Source organism: Pseudomonas sp. MPFS (assembly GCF_022537035.1).
Lineage (GTDB): Bacteria > Pseudomonadota > Gammaproteobacteria > Pseudomonadales > Pseudomonadaceae > Aquipseudomonas > Aquipseudomonas sessilinigenes.
In genome coordinates this window covers 6,005,672-6,032,651 of record NZ_CP066123.1, presented here as the reverse complement: position 1 = coordinate 6,032,651, position 26,980 = coordinate 6,005,672, and the positions used below count along the sequence as shown (strand labels likewise).

25 protein-coding genes are annotated in these 26,980 nt (G+C 60.6%); 11 read left to right on the top strand and 14 right to left on the bottom strand.

The features are described from left to right. Positions 1 to 18: 18 nt before the first annotated feature. The 9 genes from panC to dksA form a co-directional block, all read right to left on the bottom strand. Positions 19 to 879 carry a pantoate--beta-alanine ligase gene (gene panC / locus I9018_RS27655; protein ID WP_241108032.1) on the bottom strand — a complete coding sequence of 287 codons (861 nt, stop codon included), beginning with the start codon at positions 877 to 879 and terminating at the stop codon, positions 19 to 21. After that, on the bottom strand, positions 876 to 1,676 hold the full coding sequence (panB, locus tag I9018_RS27650; RefSeq protein WP_241108031.1) for a 3-methyl-2-oxobutanoate hydroxymethyltransferase: 801 nt from the start codon (positions 1,674 to 1,676) through the stop codon (positions 876 to 878). The genes panC and panB overlap by 4 nt, the downstream gene beginning before the upstream one ends. Before the next feature lie 392 nt (positions 1,677 to 2,068). Next, entirely contained in the window at positions 2,069 to 2,548 is a 480-nt protein-coding gene (gene folK / locus I9018_RS27645; protein ID WP_124347373.1) for a 2-amino-4-hydroxy-6-hydroxymethyldihydropteridine diphosphokinase, read from the bottom strand. Positions 2,549 to 2,550: 2 nt separating this feature from the next. Continuing rightward, positions 2,551 to 3,939, bottom strand: coding sequence for a polynucleotide adenylyltransferase PcnB (locus tag I9018_RS27640; protein ID WP_068575515.1), 1,389 nt, complete (start codon positions 3,937 to 3,939; stop codon positions 2,551 to 2,553). A gap of 724 nt (positions 3,940 to 4,663) precedes the next feature. Beyond that, positions 4,664 to 6,085, bottom strand: coding sequence for a sigma-54 dependent transcriptional regulator (locus I9018_RS27635; protein WP_124347375.1), 1,422 nt, complete (start codon positions 6,083 to 6,085; stop codon positions 4,664 to 4,666). A 22-nt stretch (positions 6,086 to 6,107) separates the two neighbouring features. Beyond that, entirely contained in the window at positions 6,108 to 9,062 is a 2,955-nt protein-coding gene (locus tag I9018_RS27630) for a sensor histidine kinase (RefSeq protein WP_164823729.1), read from the bottom strand. Next, complete coding sequence (locus tag I9018_RS27625; RefSeq protein WP_003176118.1) at positions 9,046 to 9,222, bottom strand: hypothetical protein; 177 nt, start codon at positions 9,220 to 9,222, stop codon at positions 9,046 to 9,048. The genes I9018_RS27630 and I9018_RS27625 overlap by 17 nt, the downstream gene beginning before the upstream one ends. Positions 9,223 to 9,299: 77 nt before the next feature. Beyond that, positions 9,300 to 10,187 (bottom strand): tRNA glutamyl-Q(34) synthetase GluQRS, encoded by an 888-nt coding sequence (gene gluQRS, locus I9018_RS27620; protein ID WP_241108030.1) that lies wholly within the window; start codon positions 10,185 to 10,187, stop codon positions 9,300 to 9,302. A gap of 155 nt (positions 10,188 to 10,342) precedes the next feature. Further along, positions 10,343 to 10,783 carry an RNA polymerase-binding protein DksA gene (dksA, locus tag I9018_RS27615; protein WP_011063504.1) on the bottom strand — a complete coding sequence of 147 codons (441 nt, stop codon included), beginning with the start codon at positions 10,781 to 10,783 and terminating at the stop codon, positions 10,343 to 10,345. A gap of 337 nt (positions 10,784 to 11,120) precedes the next feature. Here dksA and I9018_RS27610 point away from each other — a divergent pair, with 337 nt between their 5' ends. Further along, positions 11,121 to 12,293 (top strand): pyridoxal phosphate-dependent aminotransferase, encoded by a 1,173-nt coding sequence (locus I9018_RS27610; protein WP_068575511.1) that lies wholly within the window; start codon positions 11,121 to 11,123, stop codon positions 12,291 to 12,293. Beyond that, entirely contained in the window at positions 12,293 to 13,000 is a 708-nt protein-coding gene (gene sfsA / locus I9018_RS27605; protein ID WP_241108029.1) for a DNA/RNA nuclease SfsA, read from the top strand. The genes I9018_RS27610 and sfsA overlap by 1 nt, the downstream gene beginning before the upstream one ends. On the opposite strand, the gene I9018_RS27600 is transcribed toward sfsA, so the two are convergent. After that, entirely contained in the window at positions 12,997 to 13,314 is a 318-nt protein-coding gene (locus I9018_RS27600; protein ID WP_241108028.1) for a Rieske (2Fe-2S) protein, read from the bottom strand. The genes sfsA and I9018_RS27600 overlap by 4 nt on opposite strands. Before the next feature lie 217 nt (positions 13,315 to 13,531). On the opposite strand from I9018_RS27600, the gene I9018_RS27595 reads away from it, so the two are divergent. The 4 genes from I9018_RS27595 to I9018_RS27580 are packed head-to-tail and all read left to right on the top strand — an operon-like array spanning position 13,532 to position 17,089. Continuing rightward, entirely contained in the window at positions 13,532 to 14,407 is an 876-nt protein-coding gene (locus I9018_RS27595; RefSeq protein WP_068575508.1) for an ABC transporter substrate-binding protein, read from the top strand. Continuing rightward, complete coding sequence (locus tag I9018_RS27590; RefSeq protein ID WP_124347378.1) at positions 14,404 to 15,441, top strand: iron ABC transporter permease; 1,038 nt, start codon at positions 14,404 to 14,406, stop codon at positions 15,439 to 15,441. The genes I9018_RS27595 and I9018_RS27590 overlap by 4 nt, the downstream gene beginning before the upstream one ends. Beyond that, positions 15,441 to 16,208, top strand: coding sequence for a heme ABC transporter ATP-binding protein (locus I9018_RS27585; RefSeq protein ID WP_241108027.1), 768 nt, complete (start codon positions 15,441 to 15,443; stop codon positions 16,206 to 16,208). Before I9018_RS27590 ends, I9018_RS27585 begins: the two co-directional genes overlap by 1 nt. Before the next feature lie 20 nt (positions 16,209 to 16,228). Continuing rightward, complete coding sequence (locus I9018_RS27580) at positions 16,229 to 17,089, top strand: ChaN family lipoprotein (RefSeq protein ID WP_068575505.1); 861 nt, start codon at positions 16,229 to 16,231, stop codon at positions 17,087 to 17,089. Positions 17,090 to 17,319: 230 nt separating this feature from the next. On the opposite strand, the gene I9018_RS27575 is transcribed toward I9018_RS27580, so the two are convergent. The 4 genes from I9018_RS27575 to I9018_RS27560 all read right to left on the bottom strand — a co-directional run bounded on the left by I9018_RS27575 (position 17,320) and on the right by I9018_RS27560 (position 20,622). Then, positions 17,320 to 18,120, bottom strand: a complete 801-nt coding sequence (locus I9018_RS27575; protein WP_241108026.1) for a cyclic nucleotide-binding domain-containing protein — start codon at positions 18,118 to 18,120, stop codon at positions 17,320 to 17,322. Positions 18,121 to 18,133: 13 nt separating this feature from the next. Beyond that, positions 18,134 to 18,406 carry a TfoX/Sxy family protein gene (locus I9018_RS27570; RefSeq protein ID WP_068575503.1) on the bottom strand — a complete coding sequence of 91 codons (273 nt, stop codon included), beginning with the start codon at positions 18,404 to 18,406 and terminating at the stop codon, positions 18,134 to 18,136. A gap of 221 nt (positions 18,407 to 18,627) precedes the next feature. Further along, positions 18,628 to 18,972 carry a pentapeptide repeat-containing protein gene (locus tag I9018_RS27565; protein WP_068575502.1) on the bottom strand — a complete coding sequence of 115 codons (345 nt, stop codon included), beginning with the start codon at positions 18,970 to 18,972 and terminating at the stop codon, positions 18,628 to 18,630. A 93-nt stretch (positions 18,973 to 19,065) separates the two neighbouring features. Beyond that, on the bottom strand, positions 19,066 to 20,622 hold the full coding sequence (locus I9018_RS27560; protein ID WP_241108025.1) for a bifunctional aminoglycoside phosphotransferase/ATP-binding protein: 1,557 nt from the start codon (positions 20,620 to 20,622) through the stop codon (positions 19,066 to 19,068). Between the two features lie 117 nt (positions 20,623 to 20,739). On the opposite strand from I9018_RS27560, the gene mrcB reads away from it, so the two are divergent. The 5 genes from mrcB (at position 20,740) to ilvN (ending at position 26,955) form a co-directional block, all read left to right on the top strand. Next, a complete protein-coding gene (mrcB, locus tag I9018_RS27555; protein WP_241108024.1) occupies positions 20,740 to 23,064 on the top strand; it encodes a penicillin-binding protein 1B in 2,325 nt (774 codons plus the stop codon). 16 nt (positions 23,065 to 23,080) lie between these two features. Beyond that, on the top strand, positions 23,081 to 23,827 hold the full coding sequence (locus tag I9018_RS27550; protein ID WP_241108023.1) for a tetratricopeptide repeat protein: 747 nt from the start codon (positions 23,081 to 23,083) through the stop codon (positions 23,825 to 23,827). Continuing rightward, positions 23,827 to 24,162 (top strand): YqcC family protein, encoded by a 336-nt coding sequence (locus I9018_RS27545; RefSeq protein ID WP_241110203.1) that lies wholly within the window; start codon positions 23,827 to 23,829, stop codon positions 24,160 to 24,162. The genes I9018_RS27550 and I9018_RS27545 overlap by 1 nt, the downstream gene beginning before the upstream one ends. A gap of 575 nt (positions 24,163 to 24,737) precedes the next feature. After that, positions 24,738 to 26,462, top strand: a complete 1,725-nt coding sequence (locus I9018_RS27540; RefSeq protein ID WP_068575538.1) for an acetolactate synthase 3 large subunit — start codon at positions 24,738 to 24,740, stop codon at positions 26,460 to 26,462. Between the two features lies 1 nt (position 26,463). Then, a complete protein-coding gene (gene ilvN / locus I9018_RS27535) occupies positions 26,464 to 26,955 on the top strand; it encodes an acetolactate synthase small subunit (RefSeq protein ID WP_011063488.1) in 492 nt (163 codons plus the stop codon). Positions 26,956 to 26,980: the final 25 nt, after the last annotated feature.

Genomic DNA, 26,980 nt, shown 5'->3' with positions numbered 1-26,980 from the left:
GTTCGAGCAATCGAACGCTCAGGCTGGCGCGTCGAGATTCAGGTGCAGGTTGTCGATCAGTCGGGTCGAGCCCAGGTAGGCCGCGACCAGGATCACCAGGTCACGGTCTCCGAATGTGGCGGGGCGCAGGTTCTGGGCCTGGCGGATCTCCAGGTAGTCCTGGCGCAGTCCTGCCGCCTCCAGTTGGCGTTGCTGTTCGGCCAGCAGCTTTGGGTAGTCGCGCTCACCCTCCCTGATCGCCTGGGCAATCTGGCTCAGGCTGCGATACAGCACCGGAGCGATAGCCCGATGTTCTTCGCTCAGGTAGCCGTTGCGCGAGGACAGTGCCAGGCCGTCGGCGGCACGTACCGTCGGCTCACCGATGATCTGGATCGGCATGTTCAGGTCATGCACCAGGGCGCGGATGACCGCCAGTTGCTGGTAGTCCTTCTGGCCGAACACGGCAAGGTCGGGCTGCACCATGTTGAACAGCTTGCTGACCACTGTGGCCACGCCTTCGAAATGTCCTGGGCGACTGGCACCGCACAGGCCGTCCGAGAGCTGGGGAACGCTGACCCGGGTCTGCCCGGCCATGCCGTCGGGGTACATTTCCTCGACGCTTGGGGCGAACAGCAGGTGGCAGCCGGCCTGGAGCAGTTTCTCCTGGTCGGCTGCCAGGGTGCGCGGGTACTTGTCCAGGTCTTCGCCGGCGCCGAACTGCAACGGGTTGACGAAGATACTGGCGACCACGAAATCGACACGCTGGGCCGCTTTGGCCACCAGGGCGGCATGGCCGCTATGCAGGTTGCCCATGGTCGGCACGAAGCCGATGCGCTTGCCTTCGCTACGCGCGCGCGCCACGGCTGCGCGTAGTTCACGGACTGTCTTGACAGTGTTCATGCGGAGAATCCGTGTTCGGCGCCAGGGAAGGTGACGGCTTTGACTTCTTGCACATAGGCGCTCAGTGCAGCCTGGATACTGTCCTTGCCTGCCATGAAGTTCTTGACGAATTTGGGCGAGCGGCCGGTGAGGGACAGGCCCAGCATATCGTGGAGTACCAGCACCTGGCCGTCGGTGGCGCTACCGGCACCGATACCGATGACCGGGATCTTCACGGCCTGGGTGATTTCCGCTGCCAGCTCGCTGGGTACGCACTCCAGCAGCAGCATCGCCGCGCCGGCTTGTTCCAGGGCGATGGCATCGGCGCGCATTTGTCGGGCCTGGTTCTCGTTGCGTCCCTGGACTTTGTAACCACCTAGTACGTTCACTGTTTGTGGGGTCAACCCCATGTGAACGCAAACCGGAACACCGCGTTCGTTCAGCAGGCGGACCGAGTCGGCCAGCCAGGCTGCACCTTCGATCTTGACCATGTGCGCACCGGCCTGCATCAACTGGGCCGAGCTGTGCAGTGCCTGTTCGGTGGTGGCGTAGGACATGAAAGGCAGGTCGGCGAGGATCAGTGCCCCGCTGTTGCCGCGCTTCACCGCTGCGACGTGATAGGCCATGTCGGCATTGGTGACCGGTAGCGTGCTGTCGTGCCCTTGCAGGACCATACCCAGGGAGTCGCCGACCAGCAGGACTTCGACGCCGGCTTCGCAGCAGGTATGGGCGAAGGTCGCGTCGTAGCAGGTCAACATGGTGATCTTTTCACCTTTCTGCTTGAGGCTTTGCAGGGTGGTCAACGTGATATCTGGCATGAAAAGGGGTCCTCATTCAGGCGCTTTGGAAACTACTGCGAGTAACGCGCGTGATTCTTCGTTGTTCAGGCGCACGGTCTTTTGTCGTGCTTATACAGCCTGGTTCCAAGCGATGTGAAAGCGGTCCCGGGATTCACCTGTGGAGCATGAGCACAGCATGCTGTGCGTGGAAGAGGGCGGCTGGCAGCGGTTGATCCGCCGTTGCATAACTGCCTCTGCCTGGCGTTTCCTGAGGGTGCCGCGAACAAGCCTCACTTGAATTGCGCCCTTTAGCGCCTTGATGGCGGCAACGGGACGCCTATAGTCGTGAGGAGAACCCTGGAAGTCAATTAGATGTGTTACCGCATTGTTACGCCGCTGGTGTTACCCGCGTTACTGATGCGTTTCAGCGGTCAGGCCAGACGCTCCAGGCCGACAAATGGGCAGGCCGCGAGCAGTTCCTGCAAGGTTCGGCCATCGGCCAATTGCAGGTCGGCAGGAGCCAACTCGGCCAAGGGATAAAGGACAAAGGGGCGTGCCTGCATATGGTAGTGGGGGACTTTCAGGCGCGGCTCATCGATCAGTCGATCACCGAACAGCAGGATGTCCAGGTCCAGGGTCCGGGGGCCCCAGCGCTCATTGCGCTCGCGACCTTGCTGGTTTTCGATGGCTTGCAAGGCATCGAGCAGGGTCAGAGGGGGCAGAGTGCTGTCCAGCGCTGCCACGGCATTGGTGTAGCGAGGTTGCCCAGGCAATAGGGAGTCGCTCTGGTAGAACGCCGATACACCGTATAGCCGGCTTTGCGGTAACTGCGCCAGCGCTTCGACGGCGCTGCGCAGTTGTTCTTCAGGGGCAGCCAGATTGCTGCCCATGCCGATGTAGATCCGCTCCATCACTAGGCGTCCGAAGAACCAGTGCGCTTGCGCTTGGCGCCGCCACTGCGCCGACGCTTGCGTGGGGCGCCGGCTGTATCGTCCTTGCCGCTCAAGTCGCGGATCATGTCACGGCGTTCGGAGTCGTTGGCGTCCTGGTAGTCGGTCCACCATTCGCCCAGGCCTTCTGTCTGTTCGCCTGCGCTTTCTCGCAGCAGCAGGAAGTCGTAGCCGGCGCGAAAGCGTGGGTTATCCAGTAACTGGTCGGCCCGCTTGCCGCTGCGCCGTGGCAGGCGCTCCTGCATGTCCCAGATTTCGCGGATCGGCATGGTGAAGCGCTTGGGAATGGCTATGCGCTGGCACTGTTCGGCGATCAGTTCGTGGGCGGCTTCCTGCATGGCCGGGATTGGCGGCATGCCGCGCTCTTGCAGGTGCAGCACTCGAGCGGGCAGGGCGGGCCAGAGCAAGGCGGCGAACAGGAAGGCAGGGGTCACCGGCTTGTTCTGCTTGATCCGCAGGTCGGTGTTGATCAGGGCTTCGCTGATCAGCGTATGGGTATAGGTCGGGTTGTATTCCAGGGCCTCGGCGCTAGCCGGGAACAAAGGATCGAACAGCTGCAGGTCCACCAGCATTTCGAAGGTGTCGGCAGCGTGGCCGGAAAGGAACAGCTTGAGCACTTCTTCGAACAGGCGTGCCGAAGGAATTTCCCGCAGCATGGGGGCCAGTTCGCGGATCGGCGCGGCAGTGTGTTTCTCGATACCGAAGTTCAGCTTTGCCGCGAAGCGCACGGCACGCAACATGCGTACCGGGTCTTCCTGGTAGCGCTTGCGTGGGTCGCCGATCAGGCGCACGAGGTTGTTGCGGATGTCGTGGACGCCATTGGCGTAATCGAGGATCCGCTCGCTGACCGGATCGTAGTACAGGGCATTGATGGTGAAGTCGCGGCGTTGCGCGTCTTCTTCCAGGGTGCCATAGACATTGTCCCGCAGGATCCGCCCGCTTTCGTTACGCGAGGACTGGTTGTTGTCCTCTTCGTCTTCGTTTTGCGGATGGTTTGCGCGAAAGGTCGCGACCTCGATGATCTCGCGTCCGAAGTGGATATGCACCAGCTTGAAGCGACGACCGATGATCCGCGCATTGCGAAACTCGGCCCTGACTTGCTCCGGTGTGGCACTGGTGGCGACGTCGAAGTCCTTGGGAGTGATATTGAGCAGCATGTCGCGCACGCAGCCACCCACCAGGTAGGCCTGGTAACCGGCGTTCTGCAAGCGCTCGACGATACTCACCGCATACCGGCTGAATTGAGCACGTTGTAGCGAGTGCTGGCTGCTATTGAGCACTTCAGGGGTGCTGCGTTTGTGTTGCGTACGACGTACGGGAGAACGGAATGACTGGAACAGCTTCTTCAGCATGGGATGCACTGTTTGAAGGAATGTTCGGCCAAAAACGAAGAATGACCGCATGATGGGCGGTGATTCTAGCATTTAGTCGAAGGATGGTGTAGGAAGCTGCCGCGACTTGTGCACAAGACTATTGGTTTGTGCCACCAGGAGAGCCAGAGCGAATTCCAGAAACCACAAGGGGAGCCGAAGCTCCCCCAGAATAGTTGCGTGCTCTGTTTTTATTATTCGATTTCGGGCTTCTTGTTTTTGTTTAACGCCCTCGTCACCTGGTTTGTCCAGAGTGACCCTCCCAATCGGGAGCCAAGAGCAAACGGATTGCTTTGATCGCTGAGTTGCAATGATCTTTCGATCCAACCAGTTCAGGCTCTGCTTTAGGGCAGTTTTTGTTGTTCTCAGCCTGGTTGTGGGGCACGCCCCAAATACAACGCCTCTTCAAAAGAATCAGTTAGCTGCGCCTCCGCCGTGTTGTTTTTGTTATGCGTGAGTCGATTCGTCTTATTTTTATTGTCTTGTGCATTGCTTGTTATTGTTCTTGTACCAAACATATAGCAGGTGCCGTGCCAACTTTTACAAACCCCAATAAAACAAGGGGTTAGACGGGTCGAGCAGGTTTTTTCAAGGCAAAAAAAACCGGGGCTTCGTTACCTTTAGCCCCGGCTTTTGTTACGTCCCCTTACAGGGGTAACAGTTTTTTTCACAAACCCGGCGTTACCTCATCCAGGTTGTGCAGGTATCAGCTTTCGCTGGTCGCGCCACTCTTGCGTCGTGGAATGCCCAGGCGCTGACGTCGCTCCCACAGGCATTTGCGGCTGACGCCCAGCTTGCGGGCCAATTCGGTCTCGGTCATGTGGTCCTGGTGTTCCAGGACAAAGTGCTGGAAGTAATCTTCCAGTGACAGATCTTCGGTCGGCTCGTGGCTGGTAGCCCCTGGCTGGGGTGCCAGGCTGACGAAGTCGTCGTCCTCCAGATCACTCAATTCGATATCGATACCCAGTAGGTCCGCGGAAATCTCTGGGCTTTCGCACAGGATCACTGCGCGCTCCACCGCGTTTTCCAGTTCACGCACGTTACCCGGCCATGAGTAATGTCGAATCGCCTGTTCGGCATCGGCGGAGAATTTCAGGTCCGTGCGGCCGATACGTGCACTCTGGCGGGCCAGGAAAGCGTTGGCGATTTCATTCACATCCGCGCCGCGCTCGCGCAAGGCCGGTAGCTTCAAGGCGATTACGTGCAGGCGATAGTACAAGTCCTCTCGGAACTGGCCGATCTTCGACAGGCTCTTCAGATCCCTGTGGGTCGCGGCGATGAGGCGTACGTCAACCTTCTGCGACTGTACCGAGCCGACGCGGCGAATTTCACCTTCCTGCAGTACGCGCAGCAGGCGCGCCTGGGCTTCTAGAGGCAGTTCGCCAATTTCGTCGAGGAACAAGGTGCCGCCATCGGCTGCTTCCACCAGGCCGGCCCGACCAGCGCTGGCGCCGGTGAATGCGCCTTTCTCGTGGCCGAACAGCTCGGATTCGATCAGGGTCTCCGGAATGGCGGCACAGTTCACCGAGATCATGGGGGCCTTGGCCCGCTTGGACAGGTTGTGCAGTGCCCGCGCTACCAGCTCCTTGCCGGTCCCGGACTCGCCCTGGATCAAGACGTTGGAGTCGGTGGGCGCGACCTTGCGGATCTTGCCGTACAGATCCTGCATCGGTGCGCAGGAGCCGATGATGCCGATCTCGCCGTTCGCGTTCCCGGCCTTTTCGGTCCCAGTGCCGGTCTTGCCTGCCGGGCGTTCGGCCGGCATCTGCTCGACGTTTTGCCGATCTCGCAGGATCCGCGCCACGGCCTGGAGCATTTCATCGTGGTCGAAAGGCTTGGCGATATAGTCCACCGCGCCCATTTTCATCGAGTCCACGGCCGAGCGCAGGCTGGCGTAGCTGGTCATGATCAGTACCGGTTTGCCCTGGCCGAGCTTGATCAGCTCGGTACCCGGGGCACCAGGCAAGCGCAGGTCACTGACGATCAGATCGAACGTGGGGATACTGAAGCGTTCCTGTGCTTCCTGCACTGAGCCGGCTTCGCTGACCTGATACTGGTTGCGTTCCAGCAGGCGTCGCAGGGCGGAGCGGATGATGGTTTCGTCTTCGACGATCAGAATATGCGGCATTGATTCAATTCTCTCGACGGTCTCAGTTCACAGCGGACGTCGCTTCGACATGGCGCGGTAAGGTCACTCGGATACGGGTGCCGCGCTGGCTCTGTGGATCGGCCGGGCTGTCGATGGTGATTTGTCCATAATGCTCTTCAACGATGGAATAGACCAGTGCAAGGCCCAGTCCGGTGCCTTCCCCTGGGTCCTTGGTGGTGAAAAACGGTTCGAACAATCGGTCCATGATGTTCTTCGGAATGCCACTGCCTTCGTCCTCCACGATCAGGTCGACCGTGTGCTCGAAAGCCTCGCTCTTGACGCGTACGGCGCTACCGGGAGGAGAGGCGTCACGGGCGTTCGACAGCAGGTTGATCAGGACCTGGGCCAGGCGCTGGGGATCGCCATCGACCCAGTGGTCGGGATCGCATAAATTGAAGAACTGCACCTCGAAATTGCGTCGGTTCAATGCCAGCAGGCCAATGGCGTCCTGGGCCACTTCCGCCAGGCACACCGCTTCGTCGTTGTGCTGGTGGCTACCGGCGTGGGCAAAGCTCATCAAGGATTGGACGATGCGCGAGATGCGCTTGGTCTGTTCGAGGATCTGCCCACTGATTTCCGTCAGCTCGCCGTCTTCTTCACGCTCTTCACGCAGGTTCTGCGCCAGGCAGGCGATGCCGGTGACCGGGTTGCCGATCTCATGGGCCACCCCGGCGGCCAGGCGCCCGATGCTGGCCAGTCGTTCTGAATGCACCAGCTTGTCTTCCAGGGTCTGGGTCTCGGTCAGGTCTTCCACCAGCAGCACCAGCCCACTATTGCCTGGAGCCAAGGGCTCGTCGATCGCGGCCTTGTGCAGGTTCAACCAACGCGTCTGGCCGTCCAGGGCCAGGTGCTGCTTGTGCAAGTGCTCGTCCGGCAGGTCGATGAAGCCTTGCAGCAGGTCTTTCCAGGGGTTGGCGATGGTGCCCAGGCGCGATCCCACCACGTGCTGGGCAGGGATCCCGGTGAGTTCCTCCATGGCCTTGTTCCACATCAGGATTTCCTGGTCCTTGGCCAGGGAGCAAACACCCATCGGCAGTTCTTGCAAGGTTTGCCGGTGATAGCGCCGCAGGGCGTCGAGCTCGGCAGCCAGGCCGGTCAGGCGCGAGTGGTAGTCCTCGAGCCGGCTTTCAATGAAGTGAATGTCCTCGGTCACGTAATTCTCGCCGCCAGCCTTGTAGGGCAGGAAGGTTTCCACCATGTCCTGTGCAACGCTGGGGCCCATCAGGCCTGAGAGGTTGGCTTCGATCCGGTCGCGCAGGCGCCGCAGGGCATAGGGTCGGCGCTCATCGAAAGGCAGGTAGAGATCGCGCAAGGCTTGTTCCACTTCCTTCTGTGCAGCCTTGGCACCCAGGGGCTTGGCCAGCTGGGTGGCGAACTCCTGGGGCGATGCCGCGTGCAGTTCCCGACGCTGAGGGCGGCGTACGTTATCCACTGCGCAGGCTTCCGCGGCGCTGGCCTCCTCGGAACTGGCATTGGTGAACAACGAGACCAGGGTGAACATCAGGACGTTGGCTGCCAACGAGGCAATGGCTGCCATGTGCCAACTGGTGTCGTCGAGGACGTAGATCATGTTCAGCAGCGGGATGTAGAACCCTTGCAGGTTGCCGATCAGCGGCAGCAGCATGGTCACCATCCACACCAGGATCCCGGCCAGCAAACCGGCGATGAAGCCCCGGCGATTGGCGGTCGGCCAGTACAGGACCGAGAGCACTCCAGGCAGGAATTGCAGGGTCGCGACGAACGCCACGATCCCCAGGTTGGCCAGGTCCTGCTCGGCCCCCAGCAGCAGGTAGAAGGCATAGCCGGCCATGATGATGGCGACGATCAGGGCCCGGCGGGTCCACTTCAGCCAGCGGTAGATATTGCCTTCCGCTGGTGGTTGGTACAGCGGCAGTACCAGGTGGTTCAGGGCCATCCCCGAGAGGGCCAGCGTGGTGACGATGATCAGGCCACTGGCCGCCGAGAGCCCACCGATATAGGCCATCAGTGCCAGGGCCGGGCTATTGGCGGCAATGCCGATACCCAGGGTGAAGTATTCCGGGTTGGTGGTGGCGCCAAGCTTGAGTCCGGCCCAGAGGATCAGCGGTACTGCCAGGCTCATCAGCAACAGGAACAGCGGCAGGCCCCAACTGGCGCTGACTAGGGCGCGGGGGTTGAGGTTTTCGGTGAAGGTCATGTGGTACATGTGCGGCATGACGATCGCCGAGGCGAAGAACACCAGCAGCAGTGTGCGCCATGGGCCTTCTTGCAGGGGGGTATGCAACGCCGCGAGGGCGGTCTGGTTTTGCAGCAGCCAGAGCTCCAGCTGTTGCGGCCCGTCGAACACCCCGTACAACGCGTACAGGCCGACACTGCCGATGGCGATCAGCTTGATCACCGACTCGAAGGCGATGGCGAACACCAGGCCTTCGTGTTTTTCCCGGGTGGCGATGTGCCGTGAGCCGAAGAAGATAGTGAACAGTGTGATGAGTGCGCAGAAGCTCAGGGCCACCCGATGTTGCACCGGTTCATGGGTCAGGATGCCGATGGAGTCGGCCACCGCCTGGATCTGCAGGGCCAGTAGCGGCAATACCCCCACCAGCATGAAGATAGTGGTCAGCGCGCCGGCCCAGGTGCTGCGGAAACGGAAGGCGAACAGGTCCGCCAGGGATGACAGTTGGTAGGTGCGGGTGATCTTGAGGATCGGATACAACAGTACGGGCGCCAGCAGGAAGGCCCCCGATACTCCCAGGTAGCTGGAAAGGAAGCCGTAGCCGTACTGGTAGGCCAGGCCCACGGTGCCGTAGAAGGCCCAGGCGCTGGCATAGACTCCCAGCGACAGGGTGTAGGTCAGCGGGTGGCGAATGATCGAGCGCGGGATCATGCCGCGCTCGCTGATCCAGGCCACCCCGAACAGCACCAGTAGATAGGCGGCGCTGGCCAGGATCATCTGGGTCAGGCTAAAGCTCATCGGCATCTTTTTGACTCTGCAGGATGAAGGTCACGACGATCAGAATCAGCCAGAGCAGATACGGGCGATACCAGGCGCCAGTAGCATCGATCCACCAATCCATGATGGCGGGGGAGAACAGATAGATCCCCACTACCAGGAGCAGGACCAAGCGATAGATGTACATCTCGGCCTCTCTTTATTGTGTGCGTGCCCGAAAACGTGCGGCGATGGTAACGGATGGGCGCCAACCTGCAAGTGGCGTCAGTTCAATTGCGCTTCCGGCACGTTCAGTGTGCGCGGAATCAGCGACGCGTCCCAGTGATGGATTCCCCACTTCATGATTTCCGCCACGCTGGCGTCGGCCAGGTCGGCTGGTGGTTTCTGGCCCAGGGCCCTTAGGGCGCGCAGTAACAGCGGCGGGGCCTGGTCTTCCGTCAGCGGCGGCGAACGATAGGATTTGCCGAGCTTGTGGCCATCTGGCTGGGTGATCAGCGGCACATGCAGGTAGCGTGGCTGGGGCAGGCCCAGTAGTTCCTGCAGATAGAGCTGGCGCGGGGTGGAGTCCAGCAGGTCGGCGCCGCGCACGATATCGGTGATCCCCTGCCAGGCATCGTCGAGCACCACGGCCAGTTGGTAGGCATAGAGCCCGTCGCGACGGCGAATCACGAAGTCTCCCACCTCCCGCCCCAGGTGCTGGCGGAACTGGCCCTGGACCCGGTCGATGAAGTGATACTCGAGCTCAGGTACCCGCAAGCGTATTGCCGCGTCATCCTGGGCATGTCCGAGGTTGCGGCACAGCCCTGGGTAGATGCCCTGGTAGGGCTCCAGTTGCTTGCGCGAACAGGTGCAAGCGTAGGCCAGCCCTTGGTTGAACAGGCGATCCAGGACCTGGGCATAGGCATCGTGGCGTTCGCTCTGGCGGATCATTTCGCCATCCCATTCGAAGCCATAGCTTTCCAGGGCCTTGAGGATCGCCGACTGGGCCCCGGGTTCTTCGCGGGGTGGGTCCAGGTCTTCCATGCGCAGCAGCCAGCGGCCATCGACGGCGCGGGCATCCAGGTAGGAGGCCAGGGCGGCGACCAATGAGCCGAAGTGCAGGTAGCCACTGGGAGTGGGGGCGAAGCGCCCGATATAGGAAGAGGCAGTCATGGCGCGGATGTTACTTGCTCTGGTCCCCTGGTGGCGATGGCGTTGGTAGCTACTGCCATTGGCGAGCAGGATCGTTCATGCGGGGGAGGCGAAAAGGAGGAGGCAGAAACAAAAACGGAGCGTTTTTACGCTCCGTTTCTGGTCCAGGCCGGCGCTTACTTGCCGACCTGTTTTTCCTTGATTTCTGCCAAGGTCTTGCAGTCTACGCACATGTCGGCGGTAGGGCGGGCTTCGAGGCGCCGGATACCGATCTCGACACCGCAGGACTCGCACCAGCCGTACTCTTCGTCTTCGATCAGTTGCAGGGTCTTGTCGATTTTCTTGATCAGCTTGCGCTCACGGTCACGGGCGCGCAGTTCGAGGCTGAATTCTTCTTCCTGGCTGGCACGGTCGGCCGGATCGGGGAAGTTGGCAGCCTCGTCCTTCATGTGATCAACAGTGCGGTCGACTTCCTGCATCAAGTCCTGTTTCCACTTGTTCAGGATCTTGGTGAAGTGCTCGCGCATGGGCTTGCCCATGTACTCTTCGCCCGCAGTCTCAACATAAGGTTCAAAACCGCTGATCGATTGAATCTGTTGCTTTGCTTGGGTGGGCATGAATGGACCGCCTCTACTCTTGTAATCCATTGCGCAGGATTGCTCCATCTCCGACAGTTGCCGGCCCTGCGACTGCAAGCGGGCGAACTTACCAGATCAAACCTGAGCGCGCTACTCCCGGTTGTCGAGCCTTTGTCCTGCCTGGCTTATGGGCGGAGAAAAGTCTGACATGGCTTTATGACCGCTTCATTCAATCATTGATTTTAGCCAACGCTGCAGGTTCCGTTTAATTCGATTGGACCTGGGCCAAAGAGCACCGGAATACTCCCGGGTTCTCCCTAATCCTGCGAGCACGGGTAGAATCGAATTTTTGCTCCCCTTGGATGAAGGAAGGCTAATGGCTCTGCCCTACAGTGCGCGCAGTCGCGCTATCGAACCTTTCCATGTCATGGCTTTGCTGGCCCGGGCCAACGAGCTGCAGGCCGCTGGGCATGATGTGATTCACCTGGAGATCGGCGAACCGGACTTCACCACCGCCGAACCCATCATCAAGGCTGGCCAGGCCGCGTTGAGCGCCGGCAAGACTCGCTATACAGCGGCCCGTGGCATCCCCGAGCTGCGCAAGGCGATCTCTGGCTTCTACCAGCAGCGCTACGGCCTGGATATCGATCCCGAGCGGATCATGATCACCCCTGGCGGTTCCGGTGCCCTGTTGCTGGCCAGCAGCTTGCTGGTGGACCCCGGCAAGCACTGGTTGCTGGCCGACCCGGGCTATCCTTGCAACCGGCATTTCCTGCGCTTGGTGGAAGGGGCGGCGCAACTGGTTCCGGTCGGTCCGGATGTGCGCTACCAACTGACCCCGGACCTGGTAGAGCGCTACTGGGACCAGGACAGCGTCGGTGCCCTGGTGGCCTCTCCGGCAAACCCCACCGGCACGCTCCTCAGTCGTGACGAGCTGGCTGGCTTGTCTTCGGCGGTCAAGGCGCACAACGGCCACCTGGTGGTGGACGAGATCTACCATGGCCTGACCTACGGCACCGATGCGGCCAGCGTCCTGGAAGTGGATGACAGTGCCTTCGTCCTGAATAGTTTTTCCAAGTATTTCGGCATGACCGGCTGGCGCCTGGGTTGGCTGGTGGCGCCCGAAGCCGCGATCGGCGAACTGGAGAAGCTCGCGCAAAACCTCTACATCAGCGCCCCGAGCATAGCCCAGCATGCCGCCCTGGCCTGTTTCGAACCCGCGACCATCGACATCCTGGAAGAACGGCGCGCCGAGTTCGGACGTCGTCGTGACTTCCTGCTGCCGGCCCTGCGCGAGTTGGGCTTCGGTATCGCCGTGGAGCCTGAAGGGGCCTTCTACCTGTATGCCGATATCAGCGCCTTTGGTGGCGATGCCTTTGCCTTCTGCCGGCATTTCCTGGAAACCGAGCACCTGGCTTTCACGCCAGGTCTGGATTTCGGTCGCCACCAGGCGGGACATCATGTGCGGTTCGCTTATACCCAGAGCCTGGAGCGCTTGCAGGAAGCGGTGGAGCGAGTTGCCCGCGGCCTGCAGAGCTGGCAAGGCTGATGCGTTTCGATCCTCCCCTGGAAGAGGGGCGCCTGTTACGTCGCTACAAGCGTTTTCTGGCCGATATCGAAACCCTCCATGGTGAGCAACTGACCATCCACTGCCCCAATACCGGCTCCATGTTCAACTGCATGGTGGAGGGGGGGCAGGTGTGGTTCAGTCGCTCGAACGATCCCAAGCGCAAATTGCCAGGGACCTGGGAAATCAGCGAAACCCCGCAGGGCCGGCTGGCTTGCGTGAATACCGGGCGGGCCAACCGTTTGGTGGAAGAAGCATTGCACGCCGGGGTGATCAGCGAGTTGCGTGGTTTTACCGGACTCAAGCGCGAGGTGGCGTATGGGCAGGAAAACAGCCGTGTGGATTTTCGTCTCGACTTTCCAGAGGGGCCGGCATTCGTTGAGGTCAAAAGTGTCACCCTGGGCTTCGATGGTTCGACGGTCGCTGCATTTCCCGATGCGGTGACCCAGCGTGGGGCCAAACACATGCGCGAATTGGCGAGCCTGGCCCGCGAGGGGATCAGGGCAGTGCAGCTGTATTGCGTCAATCTATCGGGCATCGATGCGGTACGCCCGGCGGAGGAAATCGACCCGGGTTACGCTGCGGCGCTGCGCGAGGCGGTGGCGGCTGGCGTCGAGGTACTGGCCTATGGCGTGCGCCTGACGGCCCAAGAGGTCTGTATCGACCGACGTCTTGAGGTACGGCTCTAGAGCTCGACCCAGATCCCCTGGCTGTCCTCGTGGCAGTCGATGCTTTGCAGGGACTGGCCGGCGCAAGGGCCGGCCACGCACTCGCCGCTTTCGATCAGGAACAGTGCGCCATGGGTGGCGCACTGGATCAGGCTGGCGCTGGGGTCGAGGAACTGATCGGATTGCCACTCCAGCGCGACGCCCCGGTGTGGGCAACGGTTGCTGTAGACATAAGCCCGCTGCTCACGGCGCACGGCGAAGAGCTTTACGCCATCGAGCAGAAAACCCCGGCTGCCGGCTTCGGGCAGGTCGCTGCCAGCGCAAAGAAATTTCATGACTATCCTTTTGGTCCGTAAGCCTTGGTTGAGCCTGCCACGGATTTCTCCTGGCCGCAGGGTGAAACATGTCGATGCTTGACGGTCAAATGCAAACAATTATCAAATGGCCGCTTCGCTCGTTGAGGAGCGCTCGATCATTTCGATGCCTGGCCAGCCTGGCATGTCACATGGACAGCAGCTTCGAGGGCCTCACTTCTATAAAGGAAATGTTCATATGCGCCTGACCGCCAGCGCGTTTGCGTTCTGTGCCGGATTGCTGGTGAGCCACTGGGCCACTGCCGAGGAGTTGCCACAGCGTTGGGTCAGTGCCGGCGGAGCCTTGTCCGAGTGGGTGAGTGCCCTGGGGGCGGAGTCGAATCTGGTGGGGGTCGACACCACCAGTCAACACCCGGCGTCGCTCAAGGCGTTGCCCAGCATTGGCTATCAGCGCCAGTTGTCATCTGAAGGTGTACTGAGCCTGCGTCCACAATTGTTGATTGGAACCGAGGAGATGGGGCCGCCGCCGGTGATCTCGCAGATTCGCAGTGCCGGGGTGAAGGTCGAATTGTTTTCTGCCGAGGCTGACCTGGCCACTTTGCAGCAAACCTTGCAGCATCTGGGGCAACTCCTGGGACGCGAGGAGCAGGCCGGGCAGCTGTTCCAAGGCTATCGGCAGCAACTGGAGCAGCAACAAGCCTGGATCGCCAAGGCACAAGAACATCAGTCGGCGCCGGGAGTGCTACTGGTCCTGGGGCATGCCGGGGGCAAGCCACTGATCGCCGGCAAGGACACCGCCGCTGACTGGCTACTGCAACGGGCCGGTGGGCGTAACCTGGCGACTCATACCGGGTACAAGCCGTTCTCGGTGGAGTCTTTGGCAGGTCTTAGTCCTGATGTCCTGGTGTTCTCCGACCGCAGCTTGACTGGGGATGCGGCCCGCGCCGCCTTGTTCAAGGAAAATCCGGCATTGGCGGCGACCCGGGCGGTCAAGAACGGGCGGGTGGTCGAGCTGGATCCGACCTTGTTGGTCGGGGGCCTAGGGCCGCGCCTGCCTGAAAGCCTGAAACAACTATCGACGGTCTTTTATCCACAGGCCAAGCCAGGCCAATGAGTCGTCTGGTCAAACCCCGTACGCTGTTTCTGGGGCTCGGAGCCTTATGTCTCCTGGCGACCTGGCTGTCCTTGGCTCTGGGGCCGGTCAGCTTGCCATTGCTGGATACCTTGCGCGCCGCCTTGCGGATGCTGGGCATGCCGATTGATGGACAAGGGTTGGAGCAGGCCGAATTGATCCTCGGTCAGATTCGCCTGCCCCGAACCCTGCTCGGCCTGGCCGTGGGTGGTGTGTTGGCCCTGTCTGGCGTGGCCATGCAGGGGCTGTTTCGCAACCCGCTCGCCGATCCCGGTTTGGTGGGGGTATCCAGTGGTGCTGCGCTGGGAGCGGCGATCGCCATCGTAGGGGGGGCGATGTTCGGTGGCTTGCCGGAAGCCATCGGTCCTTATCTGCTTTCGCTTTGCGCATTTCTGGGTGGGCTGGGTGTGACGGCGCTGGTCTATCGACTGGGACGACGCAATGGCCAGACCCATGTGGCGACAATGCTGTTGGCGGGTATTGCCCTGACGGCCCTGGCCGGTTCTGCCGTGGGCCTGTTCACCTACCTGGCCGACGATGCCACCTTGCGTACCCTGACCTTCTGGAATCTGGGGAGCCTGAACGGTGCCAGCTATCAGCGCCTGTGGCCTCTGCTGCTGGTGACGCTCGCGGTGGCGCTGTGGCTGCCACGTCGGGCCAAGGCCCTGAATGCGTTGTTATTGGGCGAGTCGGAGGCCAAGCATTTGGGCGTCGATGTCGAGAGGCTCAAGCGCGAACTGGTGTTCTGCACTGCCCTTGGCGTCGGGGCGGCGGTCGCCGCCGCTGGGATGATCGGTTTCGTCGGTCTGGTGGTGCCTCATCTGGTCCGCCTTTTGGCTGGGCCTGATCATCGCACTTTGCTGCCAGCATCGATCCTGGCCGGGGCCAGCCTGCTGCTGTTGGCCGACCTGGTGGCGCGTCTGGCGCTGGCGCCGGCCGAATTGCCCATCGGCATCGTCACGGCCTTTCTCGGGGCTCCTTTCTTTTTGTACCTGCTGTTGCGAGGGCGTGCCTGATGTTGCAAGCAGAGGACCTGCACATCCGCCGTGGGGCAAAGCAGGTGCTGGCAGGGATCGACCTGCAACTCAAGCCCGGTGAAGTGCTGGGGGTGCTGGGCCCCAATGGAGCAGGTAAGAGCAGCCTGCTGGGAGCCTTGAGCGGCGAATTGTCCGCACATCAGGGGCGGGTGCTGCTGGATCAGCGGGAGCTGGCGCAGTGGGAAGGGATGCAACGGGCCCAGCGCCTGGCCGTGCTGCCCCAGGCGTCGAGCCTGGATTTTGCCTTTCGGGTCGAGGAAGTGGTGGGGCTGGGGCGCTTACCCCACCAGACCGGTCGTATCCGTGACGCGCAGATAGTCAGTGCCGCCCTTGCGGCGGCCGATGTCGGGCACCTTCGGGAGCGCAGCTATCTGGCCCTGTCGGGAGGCGAGCGCCAGCGGGTGCACCTGGCCAGGGTCCTGGCTCAACTATGGCCGGGGCAAGAGGGGCAGAGCCTGTTGCTCGACGAGCCCACTTCGGCCCTCGACCCGTTGCACCAGCATGTCACTTTGCAAGCCATCCGGGCTTTTGCCGAGCAGGGCGTGGCGGTGTTGGTGATCCTCCATGACCTTAACCTGGCGGCGCGCTACTGTGATCGGGTGCTACTGCTTGAGGGCGGCCGCGCTCATTCTCTGGGGACACCGGCGTGCGTGCTGCGGGCCGAACCCTTGAAGGCAGTGTTCGGCCTTGAGGTGTTGGTGCAGGAGCATCCTGAGCGCGGGCATCCGCTGATCATTGCTCGTTGACTCGAAAGTTGGAGGGCGTGATGCGTTCCTTGTGGTGTGTGCTGGTGGTATTGCTGGCGGGGTGCCAGAGCGCACCTTCGATCTTGCCGCCGGTGGTGGTACGGCCGGGGGATATTGTCGACTTGCATAGTGGCCAGGTACTCAGTCCTGATGAGCTGGTGGCGCATTTGGTGCCAGCACCACGAGTGATCGTTGGTGAGCGCCATGACAATCCTGACCACCATGCCTTGCAGCTATGGCTCTTGCGTTCGATGGCTGCCAAGCGTTCTCAAGGCAGCCTGTTGTTGGAGATGCTCAATCCGGACCAACAGGCCAGGGTCGATGGCGTCAAGCGTTCGGCTGGTACGGGACGCCTTCCTGATGACTTGCCAGGATTGTTGGCTTGGCAATCGGGATGGGATTGGAGTCTCTATGGGCCTTTGGTCGGTTATGCGCTCAAACAACCCTATCCGCTGCTGGCAGCCAACCTGGACCGCCAAGAGGTGCGTGGAATCTATGCCAAGGTCCCTTCCGTGCCAGGAGTGAGTGCCAATGCCCGAGCGGTGGTTGATGCCTTGTCCCGGCAGATCCGCGAGTCTCATTGTGGCCTGCTGCCTGATAGTCAGGTGCCAGCCATGCTGGCGGTACAGCAGCAACGGGATCGGCGCATGGCCGAGCGGTTGTTGGCGGCTCCGGCTCCAGCGGTTCTTCTTGCTGGTGCCTTTCATGCTCGCAAGGATCTTGGCGTGCCATTGCATATGGCTGACCTGGCCCCCGGGCGCGAGGCCGTGGTGTTATTGCTGGCCGAACAGGGAAGCCAGGTAGGAGCATCGAGCGCCGATTTTGTCTGGTATACGCCAGCGCAACCTGAGCAGGACTATTGCGCACGGCTGAAACAGTGATCATGTTTTTGCAGGCAAAAAAAGACCCGGCAAGAGCCGGGTCAAATAACCGTGATTAGCCTGATGAGGAGATAATCTGAGAGTCCGAACCACTGGTCTTCCAGGTTATCGGCTGATCTCGCGACCAGTTGTGATAATCATAACGATTCTCATTTAGATGTCAACGAAGTGATTCCAGGTTTTTGCATATTTCGCTAAACGCTTGTTTGAATAGTTACCGGCCACTGGTTTTATTCCTTGCTGCCTTGGGTCCTGAGCCGGATGACTTCCCTGTTCAGTTGGTTGATGCGCCGCGCCATGCTTTCGATCAGGCTATGGGCCACGCGGGGATTGCTCTGGGTCAGGCTCAGAAATTGTTCCTTGGGAATCAGCATGATGGTGCTCGGCTCGCTGGCGATGACACTGGCGCTGCGTTTTTCTCCGGTGAATACCGACATGGCACCGAAGATCTCGTCCTTGGGCACATCGCCAACCTTGTGAGCGTCGACAAAGGCTTCGGCATGACCTTCGACGATCACGAAGACATGATCGGCCTCATCCCCCTGGGCAATCAGCACTTCACCGGCTTGTACTCGCTTGAAGCCATTGCTGCTTCGCAGCTCCGGAGGCTTGAGGCGGGCGACGGCATCCGAAAGCAGGGCGGTCTGGCCGATCAGGTACTGCACCAGTAACTCGGATCGTTGTTCATCGGCATATATGTGCCGGAACACCTCGGCCCTCTGGTAGGGGATCAGGGTCAACGGCGCGTCGCAACTCAAGTGCCATTGGGGGTGTTCGATACCGCGACGTAACCCGACCAGGTCTCCCTCATGCAGGTAGAACAGCGGCCGCTCCTCCACGCTGGCCTGGATCACGCCACTTTCCAGCAAGAACAGTTGCTGGCCGGGCAGTACATTGGCCAGGTCTGTCGTAGCGGGCAGCTCTAATGCCGGGCCATCGGGGGGTAAACCATCCAGCAGCTGCGGTGGAATGCCCTGCAGGCGATTGATCAGGGCGTCGGCGTAGGCCGGTTGCTCTCCCAGGAGATACATAAGGACCTGCCAGTCAATTTTTGTGGCGAGCGGAAATGGCGTCCAGCTGTTTGTTCAAGGCTTCTTTGCGTTCGGCGGGGAGGTCGTTCCAGTGCATGTCCATCAACGCACCCTCAATGGCATAGAGCAGGACCTTGGAGGCGCGAAAACCACGGGTACGCACGGCCCGGTATGCGTCCACCGCTCCCAGGCGGCGCAGGTCCGAAGCGCTATGGATGCCCACTGCATGCAGCCATTGTGCGGATGTCTTGCCAAGGTTCTTCAGGTGTTGCAATTCATCATTCATCAAGCCTCCTGGCGATGGCCGAATGGTGAGTGGGCAGCTCCAAAAGAGTGTAGCGCTCAGTAGAAATCGCGCTGTTCTTTGGTCGGGTTTGGCGCAAATGCTTCTAAGGCAGGGGATTCACAGCCAGGAGGGATAGATGTGCAAATGGCCTCTTGGGGAGCGAGGCGCTGGGCAAGCGCAGTCCGGCGCAAGGACTGGCGCCGGACTGAGTGCAGGGAGAGTCAGCGGGTACGGTAGCGCAGGCGAGTACCGAAGTTGACTGACATGAGAATCTCGTCGGCAGTGAGTTCTACCGGGAAATAAGCGCCGGATATCTGGGCATGGGCAAGGCTAGCGCCCTCCATGCTGGCATTCCTGAGGTCGAGTCCACGCAGGTCGGCGGAGCGGAAATAAGCGTCGGTGAAGTCGATACCTTCCGCGTTCAGTTCTCGCAGGTCCAGGCCTCGAAAGTCTCCGCCGCGCATATCGATGGGCTGATCTTTCGGGCGCTCACGGTTGAATCCCGTGATGTCGTCCTTGTGCAGTAGTGCGTAGAGCGGGGTATCGAGTAGTTTGGGGTGGCTCATGGCGACATCACCAGTGCTGGATTTATGACGCCAGTATAGTGCCACTATTTTTCAGCCGTGAAGTCTTTGCTACTTCACGGCTGAAATACTCGCTTAGAGGCCCGGCAGGCGTTGGCGAATGTTGGCCACCAGGGTATCCAGGCTGCCACTTTCGTTGGTTTCCACCCGCTTGCTGCGCAGCAGTTCTTCTTCAGTCAGGGCTTCGCGAGTGGCTCGTTGGATGGCGATCACCTCGAGGGTGGCGTCGGACGGGTCTTCCTGATCGGCCTGGCGCTGGGCCAGCCAACTGGCAACAACGGCCTCAGGCGCGTTGCAGTCGATGATCAGGCAGGGAGTGCCGGTCGCTTCGGCCACCTTCGCGGCGGCATCGCGCTGGGCTCGCTTGAGATACGTGGCATCGATGACCGCCGGGAAGCCGGCGCGCAGGATGATCTCGGCGATTTCATGCAGTCGTGCATAGGTCGTGTCGCTGGCTTCGCTGCTATAGATGCCGGCATTGAGATCGTTGGATCCCTGCTGCTCGCCGAACAAACGCTTGCGTTCGACGTCGGAGCGCAAGCGAATGGCGCCCAGGGCTTCTACCAGGCGCATCGCTACATGGCTCTTGCCGACGGCGGAGATACCGGAGGTGATGGCCAGGAAGCGTGAAGGAATGGTGCTGTAGCTCTCGGCCAGGTTGGCATAGTTACGGTACTGGCGCAGGGTGGTTGCGCGCTGTACCGGGGTGGCGTCGGCCGGCATGCTGAACAGGCTGACTTTGGCGCGTACCAGGGCGCGGTAGGCTTTGTAGAAGTTGAGCAGTTCCAACCCCTGGTAGTCGCCGGTCAGCTCCAGGTACTGGCTGATGAAGCGGCGTGCCAGGCTCTTCAGGCCACGGTCTTCCAGGTCCATGGCCAGGAAGCCGATATCGGCATACACGTCGGTGAAGCGGAAGGGTTCGTTGAACTCGATGCAGTCGAAGATCACCACCTTGCCCTCGATGAGGGTGGCATTGCCCAGGTGGATGTCGCCATGGCACTCGCGGATGAAGCCGTCGTTCTTGCGCTGGCCCAGCAATGGCTTGAGGCGTTCGAAGCTGGCCTCGGCCCAGGCCTCCAGGGCCTCGAGTTGTTGCAGGTCGGCCTTGTCGCTGAGGAACGGACGAATCTGCTCGAAGTTCTGGCGTACCGGCGCCATCACGCTTTGTGGCGTTCCGGCCTCGTGGCTGGCAGGGACTTGAGGGGCACTGAGGTGGAACTGGGCGATCTGCTTGGCCATCTCGTCGATGTGCGCGGCGGTCAGCTCGCTGTTGGCCTGCAAGGTGCTGAGCAACTGGCTTTGCGGGAACTGGCGCATTTTCAGCACATAGTCGATCACTGGGCCGCTACCGGCCAGTTCCGGGGTCTCGGCGCTGCCGGTAATGGGCAGGACTTCCAGGTACAGGTCTTGGGTCAGGCGCTGGTTCAGGCGCAGTTCTTCACCACAGAAGTGCTCGCGCGCCTCCAGGCTGGTGAAGTCCAGGAAACCGAAATTGACGGGTTTCTTCACTTTATAGGCAAAGGGACCGGTGAGGATTACCCAGGAAATGTGGGTTTCTATGACCTGGAACCCATCTACGGGATGTGGGTACAGCGCTGGGTTTTGCAGGGCGGCAATCAGTGACTGGCTCACAGGCGGTCCTTCAGAGTCGGTAAAAAACGAGGGCGTTATTATGGCTGCTGGAGGCACTAAGGCAAACCTCGGGTGGTGCATGTTGGTGATGAATCAAAGTGCGTATAATCCGCCGCCATGACTCGTACCCGATCCCCTCGTTCTGCAAAAAAAACTCCATCCGGCGGCCTGCGCCCCTGGCTGGGCTGGGCGCTCAAGCTTGGCCTGGTCGGTTTGGTGGTACTCGCCGGCTTTGCGGTTTATCTCGATGCCGTGGTCCAGGAGAAGTTCTCCGGCAAGCGCTGGACCATTCCGGCCAAGGTTTATGCGCGTCCGCTGGAGCTGTTCGTCGGACAAAAGCTCAGCAAGGATGACTTCCTGACGGAACTCGATGCCCTGGGCTATCGCCGCGAAAGCATCGCCAATGGCCCTGGCGCGGCGTCGGTCAACGGCAATACCGTTGAGTTGAACACGCGTGGATTCCAGTTCTACGAAGGCCTGGAGCAGGCGCAACCAGTGCGGGTGCGCTTCTCCGGCGACTTTGTTGCCGAGCTTTCCGGCAGCAAGGGCGCGAAACTGGCGGTGGTGCGCCTGGAGCCACTGTTGATTGGCGGCCTGTATCCCAAGAACCTCGAAGACCGGATCCTGATCAAGATCGACCAGGTCCCGCCGTACCTGTTGGAAACCCTGGTGGCGGTGGAAGACCGGGATTTCTATTCGCACTTCGGGGTTTCGCCGAAGTCGATCGCCCGGGCCGTTTGGGTCAATACATCCTCGGGCCAGATGCGCCAGGGCGGCAGTACCCTGACCCAGCAGTTGGTGAAGAACTTCTTCCTGACCAACGAACGCAGCCTGTCGCGCAAGCTCACCGAAGCGATGATGGCCCTGTTGCTGGAGTTGCACTACGACAAGCGCGAGATCCTCGAGGCGTATCTCAACGAAGTGTTCATCGGCCAGGACGGTCAGCGTGCGGTGCACGGTTTTGGCCTGGCCAGCCAGTTCTTCTTCAGCCAGCCATTGTCGGAACTCAAGCTGCATCAGGTGGCGTTGTTGGTGGGCATGGTCAAGGGGCCGTCCTACTACAACCCACGACGGTATCCGGAGCGTGCACTGGAACGTCGGAACCTGGTGCTCGATCTGCTGGCGCAGCAGGGTGTTGCCACCCCCGAGCAAGTCGAAGCCGCGAAGAAGATGCCGCTGGGCGTGACCAAGCGCGGCAGCCTGGCGGATAGCTCGTTCCCTGGCTTCCTCGACCTGGTGAAGCGCCAACTGCGCGAGGATTATCGTGACGAAGACTTGACCGAGGAAGGGCTGCGTATTTTCACCAGCTTCGACCCGATCTTGCAGATGAAGGCCGAGGCATCGGTCAACGATACCTTCAAGCGCCTGGCAGGACGCAAAGGGGCCGAGGATGTCGAGGCCGCAATGGTGGTGACCAACCCCGAAACCGGCGAAGTGCAGGCGATGATCGGTAGTCGCCAAGCCAGCTTTGCCGGGTTCAACCGCGCCCTGGATGCCGTGCGTCCGATCGGCTCGCTGATCAAGCCGGCGGTCTACCTGACTGCCCTGGAAAAGCCCAGCCAGTACACGCTGACCAGTTGGCTCTCGGACGAGGCCTTCTCGGTCAAGGGGGCCGATGGCCAGGTATGGAAGCCGCAGAACTATGACCGGCGCTCCCACGGGACAGTGTTCCTGTACCAGGGGTTGGCCCACTCCTACAACCTTTCCACGGCCAGGCTTGGCCTGGAAGTGGGCGTGCCCAATGTCTTGAAGACCCTTGGGCGCCTGGGCGTCACCCGCGAGTTCCCGGCGTTTCCTTCCATGTTGCTGGGCGCCGGGGGAATGAGCCCCATTGAAGTGGCCACCATGTACCAGACCCTGGCCAACGGTGGCTTCAATACGCCCATGCGTGGCATCCGTAGCGTGCTGACCGCTGAGGGCGAGCCACTCAAGCGCTATCCGTTCCAGATACAGCAGCGTTTCGATGCTGGTTCGATCTACCTGATCCAGAGCGCTATGCAGCGAGTGATGCGCGAAGGTACGGGGCGCTCGGTCTATAACGTGCTGCCCGGTAGCCTGACACTCGCTGGCAAGACGGGCACCAGTAACGATTCCAGGGATAGCTGGTTCGCAGGTTTCAGCCAGGACTTGCTGGCAGTGGTCTGGCTGGGGCGCGACGACAACGGCAAGACGCCGTTCACCGGGGCTACCGGTGCCTTGCAGGTTTGGACCAGTTTCATGCGCAAGGCCGATCCGATGCCGTTGGACATGCCGCAGCCGGATAACGTGGTTCAGGCCTGGGTGGATTCGCGTACCGGGCAGGGCTCCGATGCCAACTGTCCGGGCGCTGTGCAGATGCCGTATATTCGCGGCAGCGAACCGCCTCCCGGCGCCTCTTGCGGTGGTGAAGCCCCGGCAGGCGGCGAGTCGGTGATGGATTGGGTCAAGGGCTGGATGAACTAAGCGATGAGGATTTGACGTGAACAAGTGGTGGGTTCCAGCTATTACAGCTCTGGCGTTGCTCAACGGTTGCGCCAGCGTGCAACGTGGCTCCATTCCCGTCGTGGACTCCGGTACTACGGTGTCGAACAACGAGCGGATTTCCGCTACCGGAGGTTTTCGCCAGACGACCATCAAGCGTCCGGCGCAAACCCAGGCACGAGCCATTCCCGAGGATTCGGGCGTGGTGGTCATGGTGCCAGGTGGCGGTGCGGCCACTTCGGCGCCGATCAGCAGTTCGCCGATCGTTCCCGGGCCGTCGAGCTCCGGTCCCATTACTCCCGGCCCGGTAGAGGGTTCGGGTTATCAGCCGGTTCCGAGCACTTCGGGGACCTACACCATGCCGCCGGCATCAGGCAGCATCCCTTCGGCACGTGCTGGTGGCTTGTCGGCAGACGAGCAACTGGACGGTCCGGTACTGGCCCTCTTGACCACCGCTCAGCAGCAGCAGTCCAGTGGTGACCTGAATGGAGCGTCTTCCAGCCTGGAGCGCGCCCAGCGTGTGGCACCGCGGGAGCCTCAGGTGTTGTATCGCCTGGCCCAGGTGCGCATGGCCCAGGGCGATGCTCCGCAGGCAGAACAGTTTGCCCGCCGCGGCCTGAGCTTTGCCAACGGCCGGCCCGACTTGCAGGCCAGTCTCTGGGAGCTGATCGCCCAGGCGCGGGAGAAGCAGGGGGATGCCGCAGGCGCCGCCCAGGCGCGGCAGAAAGCCCGGGTCTCGCTATGATGGATTCGCGCTTCCCGAGAATTGCCGAGCAGTTGTTGCTGATCGAGCGCGAGTTGCGGCTCCAGGGGCTGTGGGACGATACGGTTCCCAGCAGCGAGGCTCTGGCCAGCACCCAGCCCTTTGCCGTGGATACGCTGGAATTCGAGCAATGGTTGCAGTGGATCTTCCTCCCGCGCATGAAGCAGATCCTGGAGCAGGATCTGCCCTTGCCCAATGCCTCCGGCATCCAGGAAATGGCCGAGATGGTATTCGCTAACCGTGCCATGCAGGGGCGGGACCAGCAGTTGCAAGTACTGCTCAAAGAGTTCGACCAACTCATCGTCGCTACCCGTTGAATCGGCACTGCCAGGCTTGCCTGGCAGTGTTTCTTTGCCTCTCCTTTCTCATGCTCTTCTGTGGGTTTGCAGCCTGCATCGCTCCTGCGTGCCTGTTTTATCTTCTGATGCCGCAGAGCTTTTGTGGGGGCGAGGCTCGTTCGCAGGTTTTTGGCCAAAGTCAAGGTTCGTGTTTATGATTTGGTTGTGATGAATTGAGCAATCGAAACGCAAATTTAGTTTGGTTTTGAGGTTTTTCTTGCGTTCTCATGCGATTAGTTCGAATTAGTCATATAGACAGCTTGACTTGGTGAGGACGAAACAGAAGAATCCAAAGTCCGCTGTAGAGGGACTGCCAGAAGCAGACCCACTCAGCAGATCATGAGGTGCACATCCGCACCGAAGTGCTACACCCGCAACGCGTTACCTCGCGCTGGGTGGGAAAACCCCGCAACACTTTGGGGCGTTCCCAATGCTTGCTCAGTCAGTGCTGACGTAGTCGGCGACCACCGTCGCTCATGCTCTGCTGAGAAGTAAACCTATTAAGACCCGCTCCCTTTTGAGGGCGGTATTCTGGCGTTTTAGAGGTGAACAACGTGGAGCTTTTATCTGGCGGTGAGATGCTCGTCCGCTTCTTGCGTGACGAAGGCGTCAAATATATCTACGGGTACCCGGGCGGTGCTCTCCTTCATGTTTACGATGCCCTGTTCAAAGAACCGGAAGTGACCCACATCCTGGTTCGTCATGAGCAAGCGGCTACCCATATGGCTGACGGTTATGCCCGTGCCACCGGCAAGGCCGGCGTGGTGCTGGTGACTTCCGGCCCGGGCGCGACCAATGCCATCACCGGCATTGCTACTGCCTATATGGACTCGATCCCGATGGTGATCATTTCTGGCCAGGTGCCTAGCACCATGGTCGGTACCGATGCGTTCCAGGAAACCGACATGATCGGTATTTCCCGGCCGATCGTGAAGCACAGCTTCATGATCAAGCACGCTTCGGAAATCCCGGAGGTCATGAAGAAGGCGTTCTACCTGGCGCAATCGGGTCGTCCTGGCCCGGTAGTGGTCGATATCCCCAAGGACATGACCAACCCGGCTGAAAAGTTCGAATACGTTTTTCCCAAGAAAGCCAAGCTGCGCTCCTATAGCCCGGCTGTCCGCGGTCACTCCGGGCAAATCCGCAAGGCGGCGGAGATGCTGCTGTCGGCCAAGCGTCCGGTGCTGTATTCCGGCGGCGGCGTGATCCTCGGTGGCGGCTCTGCGGCGCTGACCGAGTTGGCCAAGATGCTCAACCTGCCTGTGACCAATACCTTGATGGGCCTGGGTGCCTATCCGGGAACCGATCGGCAGTTCGTCGGTATGCTCGGCATGCACGGTAGCTATACCGCAAACCTGACCATGCACCATGCCGATGTGATCCTGGCTGTTGGCGCACGCTTCGACGACCGTGTCATCAATGGTGCGCCGAAGTTCTGCCCGAACGCCAAGATCATTCATGTGGATATCGACCCGGCGTCCATCTCCAAGACCATCAAGGCCGATGTGCCGATCGTGGGTCCGGTGGAGAGCGTCCTGACCGAAATGGTCGCGGCTCTCAAGGAGATCGGCGAGACCCCGAACAAGGATACGGTCGCCAGTTGGTGGAAGCAGATCGACGAGTGGCGCGGTGATCGCGGCCTGTTCCCTTATGACAAGGGCGACGGCAGCATCATCAAGCCACAAACTGTGATCGAGACCCTGTGCGAAGTGACCAAGGGTGATGCCTTCGTGACTTCCGATGTAGGGCAGCACCAGATGTTTGCGGCGCAGTACTACAAGTTCAACAAACCCAATCGCTGGATCAACTCCGGTGGCCTGGGCACCATGGGCTTCGGTTTCCCGGCGGCCATGGGGGTCAAGTTGAACTTCCCTGATAATGATGTCGCCTGCGTCACGGGTGAAGGCAGTATCCAGATGAACATCCAGGAGCTGTCCACCTGCCTGCAGTACGACCTGCCAGTCAAGATCATCAACCTGAACAACGGCGTGCTGGGTATGGTTCGCCAATGGCAGGACATGAGCTATGGCAGCCGTCATTCGCATTCCTACATGGAATCGCTGCCTGATTTCGTCCGGTTGGTGGAGGCCTATGGTCATGTGGGCATTCGCATCACCGACCTGAAGGACCTGAAGCCGAAGATGGAAGAGGCGTTTGCCATGAAGGATCGCCTGGTGTTCCTCGATATCCAGGTCGACACCAGCGAGCACGTCTATCCGATGCAGATCAAAGACGGCTCCATGCGCGATATGTGGCTGAGCAAGACGGAGCGTACTTAATATGCGGCACATCATCTCCTTGCTTCTGGAAAACGAACCGGGCGCCTTGTCTCGCGTTGTTGGCCTGTTCTCGCAGCGCAACTACAACATCGAAAGCCTGACCGTGGCACCGACTGAAGACCCGACCCTGTCGCGTCTGACCCTCACCACTGTCGGCCATGATGAGATCATCGAGCAGATCACCAAGAACCTGAACAAGCTGGTCGAGGTGGTCAAGCTGGTGGATCTGTCGGAGAGCGCGCATATCGAGCGCGAGCTGATGCTGGTCAAGATCAAGGCAACTGGCGCCCAGCGCGCCGAGGTCAAGCGTACTACCGATATTTATCGTGGGCAGATCGTTGATGTCAGCGCTAGCGTGTATACCGTTCAATTGACTGGTACCAGCGACAAGCTCGACAGCTTCATTCAATCGATCGGCACCGCATCGATTCTGGAAACCGTACGCAGTGGCGTCACCGGGATTGCCCGTGGCGACAAAGTACTGAGCATCTAATTCAAATTAGCGAATGGCCGGAACG